The following is a 23,382-nucleotide window of genomic DNA, read 5'->3' as shown; positions in this document are numbered from 1 at the left end:
CGGGACTAGGCTCGACCGGACGTCAGCCAGCGCAAGCCGACCGCGTCTCACCACGAGCGGCAACGCCGCTCGCACGCAACGTGACCCCAGCTAGCATGCCCCTTGTCATGGCAGATCCGCAATATGAAGGAGCAAATTGCGGACTGACCTTGCTTGTCGGCCCGCCAGGAGACCCGTCACACTACTCACATGGCAGAGATGTACGGGACACCCTGGTCGCTGGAGCGCATGGAAGTGGGCGGCCGCATGCAGGAGTTGCGAGACCGCTCCGGCCTGACCCTCAGCCAGGTCGTGCGCCACCCGGTGCTCAGTCAGCGCGGAGTCAAACTGGACACCGCCGCGTTGAGCCGACTCGAACACGGCCAGCGCGGCATCACTCGGGAGGTCGCCGAGGCCCTCCTGGAGTGCTACTCAGCGGGTCAAGGAGAACGGGAGGAGATCCTGGCTCTCCTGGCAGTCGACACCACCCGCCGCCGCCGGCCCGCGCTGTGGCGCAGGCACTCCGCCCTCCTCACCCCGATGCAGTTCGAGGGCTACCTCACACTGGAACAGCGGGCCTCTCGTATGCGCAACTACGAGCCAGCGGTGGTGCAGGGCCTCCTCCAAACTCCGGACTACGCCCGGCACGTCATCGAATCCATGCGGCCGGACCTGACCTCGGCACAGGTACGTGGCCTCGTCGACGTGCGGTTGGACCGGCAGCGCAAGGTTGAAGACGGCGCGCTGACAGAGTTCCACGCCCTCATCGACGAAGGCGCCCTACGACGCCTCGTCGGCACCCCAGCGGTCATGCGGGGCCAGTTCGAACACCTGCTCGCCACCTCCGGACAAGACCGGAACACTGTACGGATCCTCCCGGACATCGGGTGCCACCCGGGCCTGGCGGGCCCCTTCGTCCTCATGGACCTGCCCACCATCGGACGCGAGGTGCGCGAGGCGGTGTGGATCGAGACCATGGACAGATCCCTTTACCTGGAAGATCCAGTCGAAGTGGACCGCTACGCCGCGGTGTTCCTCAACTTGTGGCAGAGGGCCCTGACCCCCGACGATACCCGGGCACGCCTCAAGTGTATGATCAAGGAGTCTCAGTGAGTACGATCAAGCCGAGCCCCTCTCAGCTCGACCTCTCAAGCGTGGAGTGGCACATCTCCTCCCACAGCGGCGGCGGAGGGAATTGCGTACGGCTTGCCACTCTTGACGGCCTCGTCCTCATCGGGGACTCGAAGAACCCCGACAGGCCACCCCATGTGTTCACCCAGTCCGAGATCGGCGCGTTCATCCTCGGCGTTCGAGACGGCGAGTTCGACCACCTGCTCGCCTCGGAAATGCCCGCAGACTAACGAACTCACGCACCGTTCAGGTGCGGCAGCGCTTCCGGATCGCGATGTGTGATGGCCTGCCGCCCATAACTGCTGACGCGTGCTCGCAGTACGGGCGACAGAGCTGCCATCGCGCTCTCACCGATTACGCCCCAGGTACCCGACTTCCCCTTTCAGGAGTGCGCGCCGGCCTCGTAGGCCCGGAAGGTGGGCAATCCATCAACTCGTGCCCCTTGGCCGCGACTCCGCTCGGTGTCGTCTCGTTGCTCAGCAGCCGCAGCCCGGCCGGAGCGCCGTTGTCCGGGAACAGCCGCGGGCCACTTCCCACGACCACCGGCACGACCATCAGCCTCAACTCGTCGATCAGCCCGGCGGCCAGCAGCAACGCGTCGAGGCGGGCACTGCCGTGGGTCGGGCGTGGTAGCCAGGTGCTGCTCAGCTCGGGCTGTGTGCATCTGGCGAGAGTCCGGCCGTGTGCCTGGAGCCAACGTAGGAGGGGGTCCGCAGCCGTGACGCGGACCCGGACGTTCCAGCGCGTCGGCGGATTGACAGATGGACGGCGATCTGGAGCGGTAGTCTGGTGCTTTCGCATGTCGACTGGAGCGCATCCCCGCAGAAGCGTACGTCGGGACGAGGCGAGCGTCGCGGGTGTCGACCCGGCCTGGCTCGGGCCGCCCATCCGCGTCCCGGTCCCGGTCATGCAGCTGTCGGAAGCCTTCGGGCAGGCCAGGGTGAGGTGTGGGACATGGGAACGGGGTTCCTGAACGTCCGGCCGTACGAGGGGCGGGATGAGCAGGAGGTGCTGCAACTGCTTGAACGCGACCGGTTGCCGGGCCAGCCCGTTGTCACGACGGCGATGCTCCGTGACGCCCTGGCGGGCCGTTCGGAGGTCGACGCCGGCTGGTGGGAGGAGCTGGCCCCTCCGGAGACCTCCGTCGCCGCCGACGCGTCAGGGACCGTGATCGGCGTGATGTCCCATGCGCTGCGTCCCAAGGACGGCGCGGGCCTGGTGCTGTGGCTGCACTGCGCCGAGGATCAGGCTGTGGCGGACAGGCTGTTGCGGCATGCTCTGAAGTGTCTCGGTCCGCGAGAGATGCACGCTTTCGACTTCGCCAGTGCCCTGACGCTGGGGCTTGAGGCGCTGCCGGTCGGGCACCGTCCTGCGACTGTCAGGGCGTTGGAGAACCTGGGCTTCGTCGGCGAGGATCTGTGGCGGTACATGCGACGCGATCTGCCCGCCACCGATCTCCCGCGCGCCAACACCCACACCCTCGGCGACAGCACCGACCCAGCCGGGAAGCGCCTGGAAGTGCGTGAGAAAGACGAGTTGCTGGCGGAGGCTGTCGTCGGTGAGCCGCGGGCGGGGATCGGTGTTCTGTGGTGGATCAGCGTCGAGCCGCCCGCGCAGGGGCGCGGTCTGGGGCGCGCGCTGTTGGGCTCGGCGCTGGATGTGCTCGCTGATCTGGGAGCGGAGCAGGTGATCCTGTTCGTCGATGACGATGCTCCAGCCGACGACCCTCGCTCCCGCTCGGCGGCCAACCGGATGTACGAGCGCGCCGGTTTCACCGAGGTCGACCGCCTGCACTCCTTCCTCCGGCCCACGCCGGTGGCCTGAGCAGCGACTCGCCGCTCACCACGTCGCGCCTGCCTCTCGTGCTCCGGTGAGCCACCGCTCGATGGCCGCCACCCCGAGCAGCACCGCAGTGTCCTCTTCGCTTGCCAGTGCCTCCGTGTCCAGCAGCCCGGACTCGGCACACAGCGGCGCGGCGCGTCCGGCAAGGGTGGCATATCCGCTCAGGGCACGCGTGAAGTACTGCTTGCGGCGTGGCAGCACGGCTGACGCGCCTTGTGGCAGCAGTTCCACGACGCGGGACTTGCACCGCAGATACGGCGAGGGCAGCCGCATGTCGTAGCGGTCGCCGATCCCAAGCGCCAGAGCGGCCGAGAGGAAGATCGGATGCTCGTAGGGTGATGCCTCGGCCACTGGTCCCGCGGGCGGGATCTCCTCACGCGGCAGTAACGCGTCGACCGCGTCCGCCAGTCCCCAAGTCCTGCCCGCCCGGGCATGGGCGGCGATCCGCGCGTCCACCCAGTCTCTGGCCCACTGGGTGGCATTCTCCCGGTAGGGCGCCGACAGCACAGCAGGAGCAACTGGGTCGCACCACTCCGGCCAGTTCACAGCCCAGTAGGCCCGCATCCGTGCGGTCGGCGGCAGCAGACCCACCGCGACGGCGGCGGCCTCACCCGCCCGGCCCGGCCGTGCGAGAGCGGTGTCCATGGCGTACCGCCACGCCGCGTGCACGCCACGGCGCCGCGCAACGGCCATGCCGGCGTATCGCGGGACCCCCAGCACCTCATCGGCACCATCCCCCGAGAGCAGCACCCCGGCCCCGTATTCGGCCGCCCGTGTGGCGGTCGCGGCGTTGACCTCAGGGAGCGCGTCCAGCCGCGGGCCCGTTGGCGACCACCGCGGCTCCAGCCGATCCCGGAGCGGATCGATCACCACCAGCTCCGCATGGAGACCCAGGTCGCGCATCAACCGCAGGACCACCGGCACGCACCCGTGCCCCGAATCGTCGGTCAGGTCCGTCGTGAAGGCCACCACCCGCCGCCCCTCGGCAACCTTCAACGCATGCACCAGGACAGCCAGGGAATCCAGGCCACCGGAGACCTTGACCGCGATGACCTCCGTCTCCGCGGCCAATGCACCAACTGCGGCGGTGAACGCGGCGGGCAGATCTCTCCGGACCGGCCGCGGGAGCCTGGCAGGCAGCTGCTTCACTCCACGCCACACGCAGCGCGGGACGAACTCGCCGAGCAGCGCAGGCGGAGCCAGCAGCAACCCCACCGCCCGGAGATCAACCTGCCGCTCGAAGCCGGACAGTGCAAAGGGATCCTCCGCGACGGTCCCATCCTCAACGCGAAACCTCGGGGTGAAAACGCTCACCGGCGCCGCAGAGCCCGCAACCCCTGGAACATGCCCCGCCAGAACCCGCCATCCGGCCGCTGCGGGTCCTCGAACAACGAGCCCTTGGCACCCTTCCGGTGCTGCCCGTCACCCGGCCTCGATTTCGCCGACACGATCCCGCCTCTCCATTCCGCCTTCTGCTGCCCTGCCAGTGTGACTGCCGGCCGAAGACACGGCTACCGGCTTTCCGGTCACAACGATCTCCCTTCCTCGGGCGGGCAGCGGGGGCGAGTAGCCCCTCAGCACCGAACTGGCCCCCGCCTCGCTGGGACGAGGCCCAGCAGCCGAGGGGAATCTCACCCCTCGGCCCTCACAGATCCGTCTCCGGAGTCTGGTGACCAGAACGACAGGCCCTATGACAAGAGATCGTCACATACGGACGTTTGCCACCGTGCGGCTCGGGACGAAGCTCGTCGAGTACGCCCGGACCCGCTGGCACCGACAGCGATCACGTTGAGCTCCAAGGAGGACGACGGCAAATCCCCTGGGACCGAGAGCTCGCCGAGGCCATGGAGAATAGAACCGAGCCGTCTACGAGGAGGCAGTCGCCGACACCCTCCTGACCGACTGGTCCCACGAGGGACAGTCCAGACGCGGCCGGGCACGGGTGGCTAGGGACTTGGCGGAGCTGCCGGTACTGCTCGGCTGAACAGGGCATGATGCCGTGGCCACGGGCTGGATGTGCGGTCTGGGTACGGGAGGGACTACGCTCCGGCTCGTGGCCGATATCCAGATTCCCGCTGACATCAAACCCGCCGACGGCCGGTTCGGATCGGGCCCCTCCAAGGTGCGCACCGAGGCGCTCAGCGCCCTGGCGGCGACCGGAAGCTTCCTGCTCGGCACCTCCCACCGCCAGGCCCCCGTCAAGAACCTGGTCGGCCGGGTCAGGGAGGGCGTACGCGAGCTGTTCTCGCTGCCCGAGGACTACGAGGTAGTGCTGGGTAACGGTGGCTCCACCGCGTTCTGGGACGTCGCGACGCACGGGCTGATCGAGGCGAAGTCGCAGCACCTGTCGTTCGGGGAGTTCTCCTCGAAGTTCGCCAAGGCCGCCAGCAAGGCGCCCTGGCTGGACGAGCCCACGATCATCTCCGCGACCCCCGGCACCCACCCGCTGCCTCGCGCCGAGCGCGGCGTCGACACCTACGGCCTCACGCACAACGAGACCTCGACGGGTGTCGCCGCGCCGATCCGCCGCGTGCCCGGCACGGACGAGGGCTCGCTGGTCCTGGTCGACGCCACCTCGGGCGCCGGCGGCCTGCCGGTGGACATCGCGGAGACGGACGTCTACTACTTCGCCCCGCAGAAGTCGTTCGCCTCGGACGGCGGCCTGTGGGTCGCGGTCTTCTCCCCCGCGACGCTCGACCGCGCGGCGCGCATCCACGCGTCGGGACGGCACGTGCCCGAGTTCTTCTCGCTGCCCACCGCGATCGACAACTCGCGCAAGAACCAGACCTACAACACCCCCGCGCTCGCCACCCTCTTCCTGCTGGCCGACCAGCTGGACTGGATCAACGGGCAGGGCGGCCTCGCCTGGTCCGTCCAGCGCACCGCCGACTCGTCCTCGCGGCTGTACACGTGGGCGGAGAAGGCCGAGTACGCGACGCCGTTCGTGGCCGCTCCGGAGCAGCGCTCCCAGGTGGTGGGCACGATCGACTTCGCCGATGGCGTCGACGCCGCCTCGGTGGCGGGGGTCCTGCGGGCCAACGGCATCGTGGACACTGAGCCCTACCGCAAGCTGGGCCGCAACCAGCTGCGGGTCGCGATGTTCCCGGCCGTCGACCCGGCGGACGTCGAGGCCCTGACCCGCTGCGTCGACTACGTGATCGACCGCCTGTAGCACCCCCAGCGCTCGCCAAGAGGACTCTCCTGCTTCCAAGACCCTGGAATGCTGCTTCTGTGGCTTGGCGAGTCCGGAAGGCAGTGCGCGTCAGCACTGCAACGGGGAGCTCGGCGGTCCCTATCTGACAGTCTCGACTGAGACGGCCCGGTGTGTCGGGATGTGTGACGGGTGTCAGAGGGTCCCAGTAAGCTGCCCTCTTGTTGGTCATGCATGACGATTTCGGAGGGGTGTGCGGTGCCTGACGGCGAGGGAGCACTCCCCAAGGCAGGCAGCCAGATCATGATCGACGGGCATCTGGTCACCGTGGTGATGGCGACGGAGACTGCCAGTGGTTGTGATCTGGTGATTCGGCATGGTGATGGTCGACTGGCCGATGCCGCGCTGACTCATGAGGATCTGTGTGAGGCGGTGGTGCCAGCGAACGATGCTGGTGGCAACCCGGATCGGGCGCTGGCGGGACTGTGGGGGCGGTGGATGCAGTACGCCGTGCCGCGTATTCGCTCCGCAGTGTTGGCCACGCGCCCACTCAAGCCGTATGCGCATCAGGACGAGGCCGTCTTCACACATATGCTGGCTCAGCCGCGCCTGCGATTTCTTCTTGCCGATGAGCCGGGGACCGGCAAAACGATCATGACGGGGATGTATATCGCGGAAGGTACGCGTCGTGGGCTCATCCCGGGCCGCACGATTGTCGTGGTTCCTGCCCACCTGGTCAGCAAGTGGCAGCGGGATCTACGCCGGTATTTCGCGATCGAGGCCGGCCGCCTGACTCCGGAGATCGCGCGCGACCCGAAAGATCTAGACCCACGGGTGTCGGTCTGGGTGGTCAGCGTCGACCTCTACACCTACAACGCCGATGTGTTCCGCAAGGTCTCTGGGTCGCGCGCGTCATGGTCGCTTGCCGTCTTCGACGAGGCTCACCGTTTGACCCCGACGTCCCGCTATCTGGGTGCGGCTCGGGAGCTGTCGAGGCGCACACATCACCTGCTGCTGCTTACCGCCACCCCACACCGCGGCAAGGAGCACTTCTTCCGAGGATTGATGAATCTGCTGGATCCCACTCTCTATCCGTGGGACCCCCGTGCGTCTGAGTACGACAGTGCACTGAGGCCGAGCACGCTGTCCTTCCTCCGCCGTATGAAGGAAGAGCTCAAGGATCTGGAAGGCAATCTGCTTTTCCCGCCGAGGTTTGCGAAGACCGTGCCGGTTGATCTCAGCGCGCAGGAGCAGGCGGCCTACACGGCCGTGATGGAGTATGTGGACACGTTCTACGAAGATGCTGCCATGCTCGCTCGGTCCATCTACGGCAAACGTGCTGCGTCATCACTGGGGGCGGCAGCCGCTACTGTCCGCCGCCGCCACACTGTGTTGCGGGGTCCGGCCAGCGAGCGGTCATCCGGCTCCATTCCGGAAGAGTTCACTACCGGTGCCGAGGGTCGTCTCAATCTGGCTGTCGATGACGAGGATGCCTGGGATCGAGCGGAAGAGCTTGTCGTAGGGGCTCGCACGCAGGACAAGGCCAAGGAGCTGGCCCGCATCGACGGAGTGCTGGCTGCGATCGCTGAAGCCGAACGCGCCGGCCCGTCGACGAAGTGGCTGCGCACTCAGCACATCCTCGGCAAGCACGGCATCGTCCCGGGTACTGGCCAGCTTCTGGTGTTCACCGAGTTCGCCGACACTGCACGGTGGCTGACGGCTCAGTTTGCCGAGGCAAGCTTTTCGGTGGACACCCTCGAAGGCAGCGTCGGGCATCTGGAGCGTGACAAGCTTCAGCAGCGCTTCCTTAGCGGCATGTTCCAGGTTCTGATCTCCACCGATGCCGGCGGGGAGGGCATTGACCTCCAGTCAGCTCATGTAATGATCAACTGGGACATCCCGTGGTCTCTGGTGCGACTGGAGCAGCGCATGGGGCGGCTTCACCGCATCGGGCAGACCAACCCCGTGCACATTTATCACCTCGTGGCGCCTCAGACCCGCGAAGGCCGCGTGCAGGAGGTCATGCTGGCCAATATTGAAGCAGCGGGCGAGGCTCTGGAGGGACGCATTTTCGACCTTCTCGATGCCGCTGCCGCTCGATCGGGTTTTGACTACGCCCAGGCTCTGACCACGGCTCAGGACGACCCCCGTCAGCCAGTGCACGTCCCCCAGGCTCACACGCTGTTGGCCAGTGCCCGGGAGCTGGTCCGAGACGAGAACCGCCTCATCACGCCGGCCAACGTCGACGCGGCCATGGCCCGGTTCCGGGCAGACCGGCTGGAGGCGATCAATCCAGTCATCGTTGACGCCTTCTTGGACCAGTTGGCCCGTGCCCAAGGATGGGCCCTGATCACCGGCCCGGCCCCGGGGCTGCGCCTGCTCACCTCCCGCTCACCGCTGCCGGAGGCCTTGGGCGGCGGGCATGAGCGCCTGGTAGCTGCGGATGGTGCCTCCGTCCGTCTGGCCATCAACGACGGAGCCACCGACCTGGACGATGTGATCGTGCTGGGCCCGACCGAGGAGCCTTTCGGCGAACTGGTCGAGTTGGCGCTGCGCTCCGGAGAGATGGACCTGGTGCGCGGCGCGCACGTCGTGGACACGGCGTCCTTGACCGCTTACGTGCTGCTGCTGTACGACGCCGAGGTAGAAGTCCACGACGGGGTCCGCCGAGTCCGGGAGAAGTCCCCCATGCTGGTGCGCTTCTCCGGCGCAGGGGCCTTCGCCGCCGGGTGGGAATCGCTGATGAACCTGCGGGCCGCTCCGAGCACTTCTTCGTCGGCCGCCACGCTCACTCCCGCCATGCGGAGCGAAGGCGCCCGGGAGGCACAAGCACTCCTCGACGCTGAGACCGCCCGTTTCCGGAATCAGCGGCGCTCGTGGGTGGTCAAGGCAAGCGAACAGCTCGATCAGGTGGAGTACCGCTACCTCGAAGAGCTGGAAGAGTTGTCCGCCGATGTCCGGCGTGAACGCATGGACCAGTTCGCTCAGCACAAGAAGGAGCGACTGATCCAGCTCGGGCAGATCGAGAAGGTCAATCCCACCGCTCAGCGATTGGTCGGCTGGCTCCACGTGGCTGCCGGAGCCCGGATGGCCGAGCTTGGCTACGACCCCAACAGTGAGCAAGTCGCCATCGCCACGGTACTCGCCGAGTTGGAACGGCTCGGCTACGTAGTCGACGACCGACAGACCGCTGGCGTCGGCTACGACCTCCTGGCTCGACACAGCCAGCGCGGCGAGCAACGGCTCATTGAGGTCAAGGGCTTGGTGGACGACCTGAGGCCAGTCTGGCTGGAGCAGCACGAGTGGGCACAAGCCCAGCAACGAGGCCCGGACTACTGGCTGTACGTCGTCACCGGCTGCGCGACCCACCCGGTGGTGACCATCCGCGCGCAGGACCCAGCCGGCAAACTCGGTTCCGCAGTCCGGCGCATCGAACGCGTACAGATCAAGGTCACGGACCTCATGAGAATGATGGAGTCAAGTCGTGAGCGGCACTGAGGCCCGGACCACAGGTCCCCTGCAAGGTTCCACTGCCCAGGACGTGCGGGCACGGCTTATCGACACATGGTTTCCATGCGCCGCGGTCGACGATGCATGTGCAACCCCGGCGGGATCCGGGCGAAACGAGAAGGCGATCTTCCCCTGGTTCGCTTCAAGACCGATCGCCCAGGCACGGGCAGCCGTCCTCACGACACTACTGCCAATCGGTGATCAGTTCCGTCCCCATGTCGAAGCAGCGGTACGCATGGGCAGTCCAGGAGCTTTCGATCAGCTTGCCAGAGTTGTTAAGGAGAATTACGGAGGTCGCAACCCGGTGGTTCTCGATCTCTTTTCAGGCCGCGGCATCATCCCCTTGGAAGCGGCACGTGTGGGCGTTACCGCGGTCGGCACTGATCTCAGCCCGGTCGCCACACTGGCAGGGCGGCTGCTCGCCGATTGGCCCTTGAGGGCCTGGGAGGAAGAGCCAGCACTGCCCTTCAGCCGCACTGAGGACGATGACAAGCTCATGGCGGCTGCCGGACACCGGCTCGCGGCTGATTCCCGTCTGCTGCATGCCGAGATCGGTCGGCGTGCTCGGGTGAAACTCGCCGGCTTCTATCCGCTTGACGGCGCGGGTCGCTTGCCCTGGGGGTATCTGTGGGCTGTTTCGATGCCATGCGACCAGTGCCGAAGGCGGTTCCCGCTCATCGGCAGCCTGACCTTGCGGCACCCGTACCGGCGTACATCCGATAGTGGCCAGGCCATGCAAGTGAGTGTCATTGGGGACAGTTGGCACGTGGATGTCATCGACGGTCTCCCTACGGGACAGCCCACCTACACGTCGGCCGGTAAAAAGGGAAAGAGCGCGCGGTGTCTTTTCTGCGGCCATGTCCACAGCCTGGAGACCGTCAAAGCCAAGGGCCTGGCGGGGCAATACCAAGACGAACCGCTCGTAGTCGCAGACTTCAGCTCTGGGAGCAACGGCAGAAACGACACCAAAAAGATCTTCCGTACCTTCCGCGAAGAGGAGCGGAAAGCGGCGCTGGCCGCCGACCCGAAGGTCTTGCCAGATGTCGGAGGGCTCAGCGCCGTACCGGATGAAGAGATCCCTCCAAATAATGTGCATACCGTGCAAGCCAGCGGATACGGATACGCCAATTACGGGCAGCTCATGGTGGCACGCCAGTCACTCCTCTTCGGTACACTCGCCGAAACCATCCGCGAATGTCACGCCGAGATGCTCAACGCCGGCCTGGGGCAGGACTACTGCAGCGCCCTGGCCGGCTACGCATCCTCCACGTTGGCGCGTATGACGCGACGGGCTACGCGCGGTGCACGGCTGCACTGCCACGGCAAGCCGGACGGCAGCGCTCAAAACCGTGTTCAAATCGGCGACGTCTTCACCAATGAGGCAAGCCTCTCCTTCCAGTTCGACTTCTTTGAAGCCGGGATCGGAGAGGGCCCGGGCACGTGGAACAGCGTGGCTGATACGGGATTGACTCCCCTGGCAACACACTTGCGCAGCTTGCGTGGAAGGCCAGCCAAATTGCGCCGGGCGAACGCCATGGCCCTGCCGTACCGCGACGGCTCCGTGGATGCCGTGGTGTGTGACCCTCCGTACTATGACATGATCGAGTATGCTGATGCATCCGACTACTACTATGTCTGGCTCAGGCGCACGCTCGCCCAGATTCAACCTGATCTGTTCTCCGAGGATCTCGGGACCACGGTGGGCCCGAACCTGCAGAATAAAGACGACGAAATCATCGTGCGCCGAGTCTATAACGGTGGAATTCGTCATGATCGTGAATTCTACGAACGTTCACTCGCGAACGCGTTCCGGGAAGCCAAGCGTGTTTTGCGCAGCGACGGCCACCTCGTCGTGGTGTTCGGTCACTCCGACCCGGAGGCATGGAAGCGGCTGCTGGCCGCCCTGCATGATGCAGGCTTTGTGATCACAAGCTCCTGGCCGTCCCGAACTGAGAACGCGCATACGGGAGTGGCCAGCATCAAGGTGACGGTGACCATCGGATGCCGGGTCGCCCCTCCACACCGTCCGGTCGCCACTGCCGCACAGATCGACCGCGAGGTCAGCGAGGCCGTGAAGTCAGCAGTCCGTGAGTGGGACCGCGACGGCCTAGCATTCACCGACCAGCTCATGGCATGCATCGGCCGCGGAATGGAGGTCTACGGCCGCTACAGCAAGATCCTCAAGCCCGATGGCACCGAAGCCGAGCTGGAGCGTTACCTCACCCTGTCACGAGTTGCCGTACGGGACTCCATGGCCCTGAAACTGGACGAGCTGCCGCTGGAGACGTTCGACAAGCGCACCCGGTTCGCCGTCTTTTGGCAGCGGGTCAACGGGCTGGCCAACGTCTCCAAGGGAGAGGCACGATTCCTGGCCCAGGCGGACAGCCTTCGCTTCGAAGACGTACGCGGTCCCTTGCTCAGGGAAGGCAAGAGCGGCTTCAGACTGCGCCTGGACGCACCCGAGACCATAAACGAGGGCTCCTCCACGTTCGAGGTCGCCCGCGCCATGGCCGGAGCCTGGGACGCCGGGGGTACCGAGTCCGTCGCCTCGGTGATTGCGCAAGCCGAGTGCGCACCCAATGACCCCCATCTGTGGGCGGTCGTCGGTGAAATCGTGACCCAACTACCCAACAGCGACAAGACCGCCAAAGCCTTGACGACGATCCAGCGCAACATCCCCGCAATCGCCAGCCTGGCCCAGCGGGTTGCCGAATCCGCCCACAGCCAATCCGCCCAGTTGACCTTCTCGGACATGTTGGAGGAGACCCCCTGATGAGCCCGTCGTCGCCCCCGGCACCTCACTGGGCGGACCTGCTGCCGCTGCGGCCCGAAGTCCACGCTTCTGACGGCTCCGTCGGTGAACTCCAGATGTCTCTCCACAAGGCCGTCTATCAGACAGCAGACGTGCCGTACCGCAAGGTCAAGTACTACACGGAAATCACCCAGCCCACCCCTAACCTGGTCGGGTTCTTCGGCAAGGTCGCACGGCGGCTGGGCACCGACGAGCAAGGAACCGCGCTCTTCCACCTCGACCAGGGGATGGGAGGCGGTAAGTCCCACGCGCTGGTGGGCCTGTTCCACATGGCCAATACCCCGGAACAGTTCTTCGCCACCGACTTCGGCCAGATGGTGAGAGTCGAGGCCGAACAACGGGGTGGACATGTCGACCTGCAAAGCCCCAGGATCGTCACGCTCACTGCGGACAACTTCTCTCCAGGCCGCCCCACGGAGATCTTCGGCCCAGCCGTCAATCTGTTCGAGCGGTTCGTATGGTCCCTCACCGACGGGAACATGGACCGCTACCATTACTACGTCAGTATGGGGCCGAACAAGGAAACAATTCGCAAGGCTCTATCCGACAACGGCCGACCGGTTCTTATTCTCCTGGATGAGCTGATGGACTATGTCCTTCCGCTCTCTGCGCCGGCTTATGTCGCGACGATGCCTGATGAGCTGGGTTTCCTCGGCGCGCTGATGGACGCCTGCGACGATGTGCCCCGTGTGGCCTTCGTCCTGGTCATGATCCGCTCGGAGATCAACGAACGCGGCTACAACATCCACGCCCAGGACTTCCGGGAACACGTGGCAGAACGCGTCGTGCGGAACGGAACCACCATCGCCGTCACCGAGTCGCAGGACTTCGCCTCGATTATCCGCCGACGGCTGTTCCAGACCAAAGAGACTCTGCCTTTAGATGAACTCAGCTCCTCGTACACCGCTGCCGCGGAAGGGCAATGGGCAGCGAAGGTCTTCGACAAGATGGGCGCTAATCGAGGTATCGCAGGTTTTCCGGAACGCATGGCGGAGAGCTATCCGTTCCACCCAGAACTCATGCGCCTTGTGCAGGACGAATGGTCCCAAGTCCAGGGGTTCCAACGTGTGAGGTCCACTGTCGCGATCTTCGCCCGCACCGCAATGCACTGGGTTGACGAGCACCAGGCTGGCCGCTGGGCCCCCGTGCTGGTCGGAGCAGGCGACATCCCTCTGACCGTGGTGCTGGAGGAACTACTCTCCTCCGGGCTCCTCATGAACAATGACCGGGCGATCCAAGGATGGCGCGCCGTAGCCGGCACTGACATCACCAGCTCTGACAAGGCCAACGGACGCGCGGTGGACATTGACGCGGAACTCACTCGCTATGGCGTCGATACGCGGCAACCAGCGCCGGCTGTGCGCATGGCCACGGCCCTGCTGTGCTATTCCCTGGTGGGGCGTCCTCAGGGAAGGCGAGGCGCAACCAAGACTGAACTGATGGCGAGCGTTTTCGAGCCGGTCTCTTCGGGTGGCTTTGCCTTCACCGCCGCGGAGGAGGTGTTCAACGCCTTGACGGCCGAGGAGGGCCTCGGAGCACTGGAGGTCACGACCCCTACTAACGCTCCGGCGCGCTACTCGCTGTCCATCAAGCAAAACTTGCGCATGTACTTCACGGCCGCCAAGGCCCTCATCAAACGCGAGGATCAAGAGGCCCTCGTCTGGGACGTTGCCCAGCAGATCGCCTCTTCGTCCAAAGGCCCTTTCGAACAGGTACTGCTCATTGACCGCCCCGGCGATGAGAAGACTCCCCTTGATCAGATCTTCGGGGAAGTCGACTCCAACACGGTCCGACTCGTCGTCCTGGATCCGCGCCGTTGGACCTTGCTCAACGGCAAGGACAACAGCAGCCGCACCGAAATCTTGGCACTGTTCGGACTCGGCCCACACGCCTTGACAGTTGACAACGCTGCCAGCTGCATCGTGGCCTGCGTCAACACCCAGCAGCGTGACCACGCCCGCAAGCGCGCCTGGGAGGTACTGGCCTGGCGGTACGTCCTGCGGCAGATCAACCACGACGCAACTGACGAGCTCACCGAAGCCCGCACCAAACTCAGCGCCGCCGAATCCAAACTCAAGGAAGCCATACTCAAGGCATACCGCCACTACGCGTACCTGCTACGCGCGGGCGAGGAACTCGTCGTCGAATTCAGACGGTTCGAAGACGACGGAAAGTCAGCACTGCAAGGACAGGCATTGTGGGATCGCTTGGTCGAAGACCAGCGTGCGACCCGCCGCGGAGAGCTGGCACACCAATACCTCGCCACCCTGCTAAGGACATTCGACCGCGCGTTGACCCCCCGAGAGGTCGTCCAGGCGTTCTTCAAGAATCCAGCGTTCCCCCTTGTCACATCTACCGACGAGATCCGCCGGGCTATCTACGGCCTCGTCACAGACGACTGGGAACTGGTCGACTCGCAGAACAACCACCTATCCATCGCGTCCCCCGGTCAGATCCAGATCAACTCCATCAGCCAATCCTTGCGGCCACGGATCACCACCCCCCTGCCTGGCAACGACGGCACCGGGCAGGAGTCCAGCCAGGATTCTGGAGAAGATGCCCGGAGCACTCTCTTCGGCGACGCAGGCAACGCCAACGACGCTCCGGCCGGCTCAACGGACACGTCCAGGAGCCCTGCGCCCCAAGGACAGTCCTCCGCTGGCCCGAGGATCTACAAGAGATATTCGTTGGAGATTGCGAACCGAAGCATCACCTCGCCTGAAAACCGAGAATACATCTGGCAGCTATTCCGCGAACTGGCCAAGACGCTGGATCCTGCATTCTTCAGCGAACGCGACCACCAGCTCATCGATATGAAAATAACTCTCACAACCGCTCAAGGAGACGAGGGGGGAATTACCACCAAGGGCCAGCAGGCGGGCGCTCGAATCACGGTTGAAGACGATGACTTCTAAAGCGCCTTCCTCAATCAATGATATTCCGCCAGGAGTTATCGCAGGCGAATCAAGATACTAAAACTCCCTGGCGGAAGCGGAAGGGGCCGTGGCTACAGTTCATGGAAAGCATCTTGCACAGTCGATTACCCTCCGACGGCAGCTCTGCCGGGAACCGCCGGAGCTTCAACCACGTATGCTGCAGATGAGTACTGGCATGTCCATACCCCGACGGTGGGATGCGTCCTCGGCTTCAGCGATCGGCTCTCGCTTTCCGCGCAGTGTGGGCAGGTGACGGCGAGTTGGCCCTATCCTGCCCACCTATCGATAAGATGATATGAGCCCTCGCTCAGTGACTCCATCCCCTCAGGGCATTCTCCCGTGAGAACCAGAACCTTGATGGAAGCGCGAATATAGGACGGTGGCTCGCCCAAAGGAGGTAGGATCGCTGAGCAAAGAATGCGCTGCACATCGTCAGCGGCGAGAGGAAGTTCGCTGTTATCGAAGTAGTTGGCGTAGCGGGTGATCAGTTGCGGCAGATTGGGTAAGCGGTTCCGGTCGAGGACCGCGGGATGTGGCCGGACGCCGGCGGCGATCCATCGCCAGACGTCCATGGTCTCGTAGAGGTGGCCCAACCGCCGCATGGGGGACCGGCGTAGATCTTCTTGACGTGCAGCACTTGCCCCTGGCCGAGATCGAGGAGCACAGGGCGAGCGCAGTAGGTGATGGATCGGCGTGGCTGCTTCCAGCGGAAGGAAACGTACGAGTCATCTCGTCCGGGCCGCAGGATCAAACGATTGCTCCAGTAGGCTTCGCGAGCATCAAAGAGCCAGTTCATTGCGCCGTAGTGCGCCTCGCGAGCGGCAATCTCGTCGGAAAGACTGCTGTGCTGAAGTTCGACGACGGCTCCGTTAGCGCTCACGAGATCGGCTCGATGCGTCCCCATCGGCACCTCTCGGCGGTCGGCTGGAACGATGCGCTGGTAGGCGCGATGCCAGTCGGTTTCAGGTTCCGACCACGAGTCGCAATCACCGCCGGACACGTGTGCCCAATGCCAGATGTTGACCTGACCGCAACGGGCCCTTATGACCCCCGCACACAACGGACACGCAGCCCTCCCCGAGGGGTAGGGCTCAATCCGCTCCCCTGTACCGTCATCGGCATACAGCATCGGATCCCTCCCCAGCCCCGCAGGCTGCCACGCGAGACTGACACATCGATGCCCTCCCCCCCTCCAGCTTCACACGGACATCTAGGCGAAATCAGCCTCACCACAGAAGATGGCGGGTACCAGCGGCGCAGAAGTCTTAGGAGGTAAGACCGCGTTGTGCTATGGAGTCGGGGCGCAGCGCTGGCAACGCTTGTAGTTTCGGCCACCCTTGGGACCCGTATGGTCAGCGACCCAAACCCGCGTCTCTTCTGGAGTCACGGGCCGAAACGATGGATACACCGATTTCCTGTCGAAATCACCGTCGAAGTTTTCATAGAAGCCGCTGTCCATGAAGGAGTTCGCGGCATGTGCGTAATCGCGGAGAGCCCGTTCGTACGCCTCACCCGAGGGCGGCGCGAATTGCTTCGGCATTTCGCGCGTGACAACCGAACACGTGGTGGTGTGCAGCCCTCGCTTGCCTACTGTAAACGGGTACTGATCGGGTAGTTGGAACCTGCGCCACGACTCCGACGCATCTCGCACCATCTGATCGAACATATTCTGGTGCCGCGCACACGCTTCACATCCGCCGTCACGCTCGCACCAGTCGCGTTTGTCTGCGCTGTCTTCGTAATCGAAGCAGCCGCTCGGGTCGTACAAGTGGTCAACCGCTTCGAGGAGGCCGGTGAGGGCCTGATCCGCCGTCAGATTTCCCGCTTGCACCGCTGCGAGGATGTCCATCACCGCTGGCAGCTCGATATCGAAACCCCAGCCCTCCCGGATGCCCCGCTTACGCTCCTTGGGGAAAGTCTCGCCGAAGAGAAAACACGTCGCCGGCAACGCCTGGTTCCCCACAGTGACGTCGGCCTTGAGGGCTACTCCCATGGCTCGCTCCCCTCAGGTAGGTAGTGGGTGGGACCGGGGGCCGACATTACCGGAACCGGACGCAGGTCCGAGCCGTTGCCGAGATCGGCGGCGCGGGCCAAAGCCTGTCGACTCCCCCGTGCACGCCGACCACAGCGTCGTCGTCCTGAACATCGGGCTCCGCCGAGGTCTGCTCGTCAGCAGCACGGACCGCGGGCTGCTGGGGTGAGGCGGTTGTCAAGGACGGGGAGTAAGACGGGACGTTCACTCGCGTGAAGCGGTTGGTGGTGTGGGGACGTAGGGGGCCACCTGCATCTCCAACGGAGCTGCGGGCCTGGCGTCCCTGAGCGTAACGGAGAACACCGAGCTTAGTGGGAGGGGCAAGCGGCAGGAGGAGATCTTCACTGATCTCATTGCCGCGGCGGCTGGCATTGTCTTGGGCCAACGTGGACGTTGTGTTCCTGTCGCTGTTCTCCGCGGCGTCGCATTCACTCCGAGTAACAAGGGAGTAGCCACAATGATCCATCACCGGCCGTGATGCCCAGTGCCAACACGGTGGCGGCCCGCCGGCTCGCGCGCGTGGTCGGATTCGCTGCCAACTGAGCAAGTGCCACCATTCTTCTGAGGCCGGGCCGCCTTCAAAGGCCCGGCCTCAGTTAGATCAGATACTCGTCAGGGCTCACTTGGTGCCGTCCGTGAGAGCTTGACCCACCGAAGCCATAAACGGACGACTCGAGAACCTGCGCGGCTCCGCCCTCGGCGTCCGCGATCTACCAACTACACCGCCAGGAGCCTGCTCGAAGCCAGCGGATTCGGACCGCATCTACACCCTCGTTCGTGAAGAGCCCGATAACGGCATCATGGTCTCTTTCCGAGCCTCGGACGAAGATCACGGTTTCGGACTCACGGAGGAGTCGGCAAGTTGGCTGAGCAGGGCCTGAGCTGCTGCGGTCTTGGCAGCGCTCTTGGTGCTCCGGCGGCTCTGCGCGGCTGCGGGTTCGTCGGTGTCTGCCAGCACCGTGGATACCGCGGAGGTGAAGACCGGCTGGTGGGGCGGCCCCGTGGGTGTGCAGTGCCAGGTGAGATCGCGCAGGTATCCCGCCTGTTCGAGTTCGTGGACGGCGCTGACGGGTGAGGAGTGGGTGCGTCGGGCGATGAAGTCTGCGATGGGAAGCGGGGCTTGGCGCTGGCCTGGGATCTGCGGTGATTCGAGCCGTTCGTCGTCATCGATGCAGATGTCTCCGGCGCGGAGCCAACGCCGCAGGTCATCCGTGGCAATGCCGAGGAGGTCACCGGTCTGCCGGATGCTGAGTTTGCTGTCGTGCATGAGATGGATCGCACGTTCGATCAAGGCCGCGTGCTCGGCGTATTCCTCTTCCAGTCCGAGGTATTCGGCGTGGGCGGCCTGGCCTTCCTCCAGCCGCCGCTGCCCAGCGATCAGGCAACGCACCGCGCAAAACAGGCCGAGCCGGAAGTGCTTCTCCCCATGGCCACTGGAGCGCTGGACCAGATACCAGCCGGCGGGGATGAAGTGGCCACGGTCCGTCTTGCCACAGGTGCGGCAACTGTAGCCGCGCTCGACCCGCGGCTGGAAGGGAACTTCGGTGCTCCCGAAGGCGGGGGCAGGTACAGTGTCGACCGAATCGGCAGGGATAGTGATGCTCATGCAATTATACTCCGTGTTGGGAAGTTTGCGCACCTTAGTCTAGGGTCTCGGGACCGTGAACCTCCCTCCATGTAGCCCAGCACTGTCCCTCTTCCGTGGCGGTCAAGGCCGGTGCTGCCGATGAGCCGCGGATTCCCCGAATGGCTGCGATCTGCCTTCCGTGACGGGGTACTCGGCATGGATGTCGCGGCCGATGTCGAGCAGCGAGCGCGTGCTCGCACGTTGACACCGAACGAGCTACGTACGCTCCTGCTGATCCCAATCGCCGGTCCTGGGATGCCCACGGCCCGGCGGACGGCGTTGGAGTACGTGGCCCAGAATCCGCCGCTGGCGCGGTCCATCTTGGGTATTCACGCCCAGTCCTCGGGCCTACCTCAGCCGCAGGCCATCTGCCGTCCCAGGGGCGCCGCCTTCACCGCCCAGGCGATCGTGGACATCGGCGGCCAGCGAAGTGAGAGCAAGTGGTGCACCGCCTCCAGTAAGAAGGCGGCACAGCAGCGGGCGTACGTTGACGTCCTGGAACAGCTCACGAGTGCGACGAGCACTCCCGTGGCGCCAGCCGATACTGGCACCGGGCAGGACGCCTACGCCTACGTCGACGGTGACACTTTGCTGGACCTGCTGGCTACGTGCCGGGAGGGCCGTCATCCGGAGTTGATCGAGCATGTCGAGCTGCGGGCCCGCAGCGGTCTGCTGACTCTTCGCCAGATCTATGCTCTGCTGCTCATCCCGCGCAGCAAGTTCTGGCGCCAGGCACGGCTTGCTGGGCTGGATGCGGTCGCGCAGACCACCGGTGCGGCTGCTGCTCTGCTTGATGAGTACTGCCGGCGTACGGGCCTGCCCCCGGTGCGGCTGAAGCCCTCCCCGAGCGACAAGAAAGGCAGCTACACCATGCAGGCGCTGCTGGCCGCGCACGAGGCCCTGGTGGCCTCGGGCCTGTGCAGCGGGTCGACCGAGGCAGCGGCGGCGGAGTCGGCGCGATATGAACTCCTGGTCCGCCTGGGCGGCCTCGCCGAACCCGCTTGCCTTCCCGCATCCGGCGGCGATGCAGAGCTCATCACCGTCTTCGGTGGTCGCACGGCCCTGGAAGCCCTGGAGGAACGCGCCCGCACCGGCGGTATCAGCGATTTGACCTGTCAGGTCACCGGAACGACGCTGCCCGCGCGCGCCCAGGCTGAATGCGTCGTCCACAGCCAACGCCTGCGTGCGCCGGGGCGCGGTCCTACGCCGCGGGCTGCCCGGGAGGCGGCTGCCCGAACCTTGCTGCTGATGGTGAACCGGCGGCTCGCTCAGGGCAGTTCACCCCCGCCGCTGCCGCCTGCTGTCGAGGAACCCACTGGGCTCTCCATCCCGGCACCGCGGCACGACCACTCGGGCGAGACCGACGCCGCGCCCCGGCAGCTACCGAAACCTCCACTCCCTGTGGCGGAGCGTCCCGCCCCGACTCCTCCTGCTGTGCCCCGGCAGGCGCCCCTTCGTCCGGCCCCAGTGGTCGCACCGGCTCACCTGATCGCCGAGCTGCTGGCCGCCGGCGCGGACTTGGCGCTCGACGGCCGCGAGGGAGGACAGACGACCTTCCTGTGCGTGCTCCCGGACCGGAAGTCGCCAGATCATCCTGGCGAGGACGCGCGGGTCGTGAAAACGCTGCTGCTGCCGGGCGGGGAATTGGCCGAATGTACATGCCTGCGCGTCGACCTGATGGACCTCGTCACCCATCTTGCCCTGCCAGCACACGAGGGGTGGTCATCGGCCACGACGGTGTGGGCCCGCGTGATCCGGCTGGCGCTGAGCCTGATCGCCCGCAGCCAGGTGTATCCGGCGCTGACCGAACCCGGGCAGCACCAGGGTCGGCAGCCGACCTGGCGGACGGGGCCGTGGACGCCGGAACTCTGGGAGGAGACCACCGCGCTCTCCGCCGACGTGGCGCGTCTCCCGCGCTGCCTTCAGACCCGCGACGCCCGCCAGGAGGCCAACGAGCCCCTGGACGAGGTCCGCCGGTGCCTTGACGCTATCGCCGACCGATTCGTGCCCGCACCCGGACTGTGCCATCTCCTCGGCCACGTCCCCTTCGCCGCCCCCGTCGACTACCAGGACCCGATCACTGCCCTGCAAACCTGGGCCGACGACATCGAGCACGACCTCGATCCCCAGCCCATCGCCGAGGTGACCCTGCGTATCCCGGCACCGCACCGCGACCAGTCAACCCGGCTGCGTGCCACCCTTCGGCTGGCCATCACCCCTGACGGCGACGAGACCGTCGACGCCACCGACGTCTGGGAAGGTCGCGCCAAGCTGCCGCACCTCCCGCCAGGACTGCGCCAGCGCACCGGCCGGGCCCTGCGCCGCGCGGCCCTCATCTTTCCGCCGCTGGGCCCGCTGGGACAGCAGCCACGCCCCGGAGCATTCCTGATCAGCCTCGCCGACGCCGCAGCCCTGCGCGGAAACGTCGGCGATGAACTGGCCCGCCTGGGGATCACCGCGGACTGGCACGACAACTGGGCCGGCCACCTCGCCGCCCACGCCGTCGTCGGCACCGGAACCCCCGCACCCGTCTGTGCCGGCACCTTCGGCCTCGGCGAAGTCCTCGACCGGCGGTGGCAGATCACCCTGGACGGCGTAGCACTCACCGATGCTGAGATGGACACCCTGGCAGCGCAGGCACTTCCCTGCGTACGGCTGCACAACCGCTGGGTCCTGCTGGACGAGGGCATCCGTGAACACCTCCGGCAGCGCACACTGCCTCCCGTCGGTGCCCGCGAGGGCATGCTCGACGCCCTTCTCGGCACCGTCACGTTCGACGGGACCACCTACGCCTGCAACGCCGCCGACGGTCTGGCCGAACTGATCGAGGAAATGCGCAACGAGGACGGCCACCACGCCGCCACCGAGCCTCTGGGCCTGTCCGGCACCGTGCTGCACCCCTACCAGCTCAGCGCCCTGAACTGGCTCAGCCGCGTCACCAGGCTCGGCTTCGGCGCGGTGCTCGCCGACGACATGGGCATCGGCAAGACCATCACCGCCCTCGCCTTCCACCTCAGCCGCCAACACCTCGGCCACGGGCCCACTCTCGTGATCTGCCCCAGCAGCCTGGTCGACAACTGGCACCGCGAAATCGCCACCCGCGCCCCGCACACCCCCGTCATCCGCTACGCAGGGCCGAAACGCCGCCTGACCGGCCTGCGACCCGACACGATCGTCATCACCAACTACCACCTCATGGGCAAGGACAACGCGGAACTGGCCGCACACGCCTGGGGCCTGTTCATCGCCGACGAAGCCCAGACGATCAAGAACGCCGACACCACCACCGCCCGGACGGCCCGCACCATCCCCGCCACCACCCGCCTGGCCCTGACCGGCACACCCATCGAGAACCGCCCCGACGAACTGTGGGCCATCCTCGACTGGTGCAACCCCGAACTGTTCTCCACGCGCCAGGGCTTCCTCACCCGATACGCCCGCCCCCTCCAGCAAGCCGGCAACCCCGCGCACGCCGACGAAGCTCGCACGCGCGTCCACCAGCTCCTACTCCCCTTCGTCCGCCGACGCCTCAAAACGGACCCCACTCTCGGCCTGGACCTGCCGCCCAAACGGGAGACCACCCACACTATTGCGCTCTCACGCGAGCAGATCGGGCTGTGCGAAGCCCTCCACCGCGACACCTTCGACCAGCTCCGCACCTGCCCCAACGGCAAACGTCGAGGCGAACTCCTGCTGAACCTCATCACCAGCTTCAGGAAAGTCACCAACAGCCCTGACCACTACGCCGGAACCGACCCCGCCGCCATCGCCGCCGACGTCCAGGCCGCCGCGCACCGCGCACCCAAACTCACCGCCCTGGATACCCTGCTGCGCAACATTCGCAACAACGACGAATCCGCTCTGGTCTTCACCAGCTATGTCGTCGTCGGCCGACTGCTATGCGCATACCTCACCGCCCGCGGCTTCCGGCCGCTCCTGTTCAACGGCTCCCTCAGCCGCACCCAACGCAATGGAGTTCTGGATGCCCTCAGCGCCGGCGCCGCCGACGTGCTCGTCATGACGCTGCGCAGCGGCGGCCTCGGCCTGAACATCACTGACGCCAACCACGTCATCCACTACGACCGCAACTGGAACCCCGCGCTGGAAGCCCAGGCCAACGACCGCGTCCACCGCATCGGACAGCAACGCCCCGTACAAGTCCACTACCTCGTCACCGCCGGAAGCATCGAAGAACGCATCACCAGCATGCTCGCCAAGAAACGCAACCTCGCCGACGCCTTCCTGCCCTCCGGCGACCTCGACTTGAGCAAACTCAGGGAAACGGAACTCCTCGCCCTATGCACACTGACACCCCGACCATGACCAATTCCTCCCCCACCGCACCACTGTGGGACCGAAAAC

The 23,382-nt window shown here is 65.7% G+C and carries 14 protein-coding genes and 1 pseudogene; 10 read left to right on the top strand and 5 right to left on the bottom strand.

Translation table 11 applies throughout. The features are described 5' to 3' along the window. Nucleotides 1–189: 189 nt before the first annotated feature. Both ADY01_RS02920 and ADY01_RS02915 read left to right on the top strand, forming a co-directional pair. Nucleotides 190–1,092: a helix-turn-helix domain-containing protein gene (locus tag ADY01_RS02920; RefSeq protein WP_049564956.1), complete on the top strand. Its 903-nt coding sequence runs from the start codon at nucleotides 190–192 to the stop codon at nucleotides 1,090–1,092. After that, the gene (locus tag ADY01_RS02915; protein WP_049564955.1) at nucleotides 1,089–1,340 is read left to right on the top strand and encodes a DUF397 domain-containing protein; all 252 of its coding nucleotides are present in this window, start codon (nucleotides 1,089–1,091) and stop codon (nucleotides 1,338–1,340) included. Before ADY01_RS02920 ends, ADY01_RS02915 begins: the two co-directional genes overlap by 4 nt. Before the next feature lie 124 nt (nucleotides 1,341–1,464). On the opposite strand, the gene ADY01_RS36515 is transcribed toward ADY01_RS02915, so the two are convergent. Continuing rightward, nucleotides 1,465–1,911 carry a dihydrofolate reductase family protein gene (locus tag ADY01_RS36515; RefSeq protein WP_234320031.1) on the bottom strand — a complete coding sequence of 149 codons (447 nt, stop codon included), beginning with the start codon at nucleotides 1,909–1,911 and terminating at the stop codon, nucleotides 1,465–1,467. A 153-nt stretch (nucleotides 1,912–2,064) separates the two neighbouring features. Between ADY01_RS36515 and ADY01_RS02910 the strand changes: the two genes are divergently transcribed. After that, the gene (locus ADY01_RS02910; RefSeq protein WP_049564953.1) at nucleotides 2,065–2,934 is read left to right on the top strand and encodes a GNAT family N-acetyltransferase; all 870 of its coding nucleotides are present in this window, start codon (nucleotides 2,065–2,067) and stop codon (nucleotides 2,932–2,934) included. Between the two features lie 15 nt (nucleotides 2,935–2,949). Here the strand turns inward: ADY01_RS02910 and ADY01_RS02905 are convergent, their stop codons facing one another. Further along, entirely contained in the window at nucleotides 2,950–4,266 is a 1,317-nt protein-coding gene (locus tag ADY01_RS02905; protein ID WP_199826149.1) for an asparagine synthase-related protein, read from the bottom strand. A 739-nt stretch (nucleotides 4,267–5,005) separates the two neighbouring features. On the opposite strand from ADY01_RS02905, the gene serC reads away from it, so the two are divergent. From serC to ADY01_RS02885, 4 genes are all read left to right on the top strand, one after another. Then, nucleotides 5,006–6,124, top strand: a complete 1,119-nt coding sequence (gene serC, locus ADY01_RS02900; RefSeq protein ID WP_049564951.1) for a phosphoserine transaminase — start codon at nucleotides 5,006–5,008, stop codon at nucleotides 6,122–6,124. 237 nt (nucleotides 6,125–6,361) lie between these two features. Next, nucleotides 6,362–9,601 carry a helicase-related protein gene (locus tag ADY01_RS02895; protein WP_159000922.1) on the top strand — a complete coding sequence of 1,080 codons (3,240 nt, stop codon included), beginning with the start codon at nucleotides 6,362–6,364 and terminating at the stop codon, nucleotides 9,599–9,601. Next, nucleotides 9,588–12,386 carry a hypothetical protein gene (locus ADY01_RS02890; RefSeq protein ID WP_159000920.1) on the top strand — a complete coding sequence of 933 codons (2,799 nt, stop codon included), beginning with the start codon at nucleotides 9,588–9,590 and terminating at the stop codon, nucleotides 12,384–12,386. The genes ADY01_RS02895 and ADY01_RS02890 overlap by 14 nt, the downstream gene beginning before the upstream one ends. Beyond that, nucleotides 12,386–15,340 carry a DUF499 domain-containing protein gene (locus ADY01_RS02885; RefSeq protein ID WP_049564944.1) on the top strand — a complete coding sequence of 985 codons (2,955 nt, stop codon included), beginning with the start codon at nucleotides 12,386–12,388 and terminating at the stop codon, nucleotides 15,338–15,340. The genes ADY01_RS02890 and ADY01_RS02885 overlap by 1 nt, the downstream gene beginning before the upstream one ends. 505 nt (nucleotides 15,341–15,845) lie before the next feature. On the opposite strand, the gene ADY01_RS41715 is transcribed toward ADY01_RS02885, so the two are convergent. Both ADY01_RS41715 and ADY01_RS02880 read right to left on the bottom strand, forming a co-directional pair. Then, nucleotides 15,846–16,490 (bottom strand): competence protein CoiA family protein, encoded by a 645-nt coding sequence (locus ADY01_RS41715; protein WP_107081617.1) that lies wholly within the window; start codon nucleotides 16,488–16,490, stop codon nucleotides 15,846–15,848. A gap of 159 nt (nucleotides 16,491–16,649) precedes the next feature. Next, nucleotides 16,650–17,354 carry a hypothetical protein gene (locus tag ADY01_RS02880; protein ID WP_049564942.1) on the bottom strand — a complete coding sequence of 235 codons (705 nt, stop codon included), beginning with the start codon at nucleotides 17,352–17,354 and terminating at the stop codon, nucleotides 16,650–16,652. Nucleotides 17,355–17,646: 292 nt separating this feature from the next. On the opposite strand from ADY01_RS02880, the gene ADY01_RS41710 reads away from it, so the two are divergent. Together ADY01_RS41710 and ADY01_RS37875 are read left to right on the top strand one after the other, a co-directional pair. Then, complete coding sequence (locus tag ADY01_RS41710) at nucleotides 17,647–17,871, top strand: hypothetical protein (protein ID WP_420715565.1); 225 nt, start codon at nucleotides 17,647–17,649, stop codon at nucleotides 17,869–17,871. Between the two features lie 169 nt (nucleotides 17,872–18,040). Beyond that, nucleotides 18,041–18,174, top strand: a pseudogene (locus ADY01_RS37875) (ISL3 family transposase); the annotation flags it as partial. 48 nt (nucleotides 18,175–18,222) lie between these two features. Here the strand turns inward: ADY01_RS37875 and ADY01_RS02875 are convergent. After that, a complete protein-coding gene (locus tag ADY01_RS02875; protein WP_049564940.1) occupies nucleotides 18,223–18,999 on the bottom strand; it encodes a hypothetical protein in 777 nt (258 codons plus the stop codon). A 177-nt stretch (nucleotides 19,000–19,176) separates the two neighbouring features. Here ADY01_RS02875 and ADY01_RS38815 point away from each other — a divergent pair, with 177 nt between their 5' ends. Next, the gene (locus ADY01_RS38815) at nucleotides 19,177–23,343 is read left to right on the top strand and encodes an SNF2-related protein (RefSeq protein WP_159000918.1); all 4,167 of its coding nucleotides are present in this window, start codon (nucleotides 19,177–19,179) and stop codon (nucleotides 23,341–23,343) included. The last annotated feature ends 39 nt before the right edge of the window (nucleotides 23,344–23,382 follow it).

Source organism: Streptomyces sp. SBT349 (assembly GCF_001083795.1).
Taxonomy (GTDB): domain Bacteria; phylum Actinomycetota; class Actinomycetes; order Streptomycetales; family Streptomycetaceae; genus Streptomyces.
This window is presented reverse-complemented; position numbering and strand designations above follow the sequence as displayed.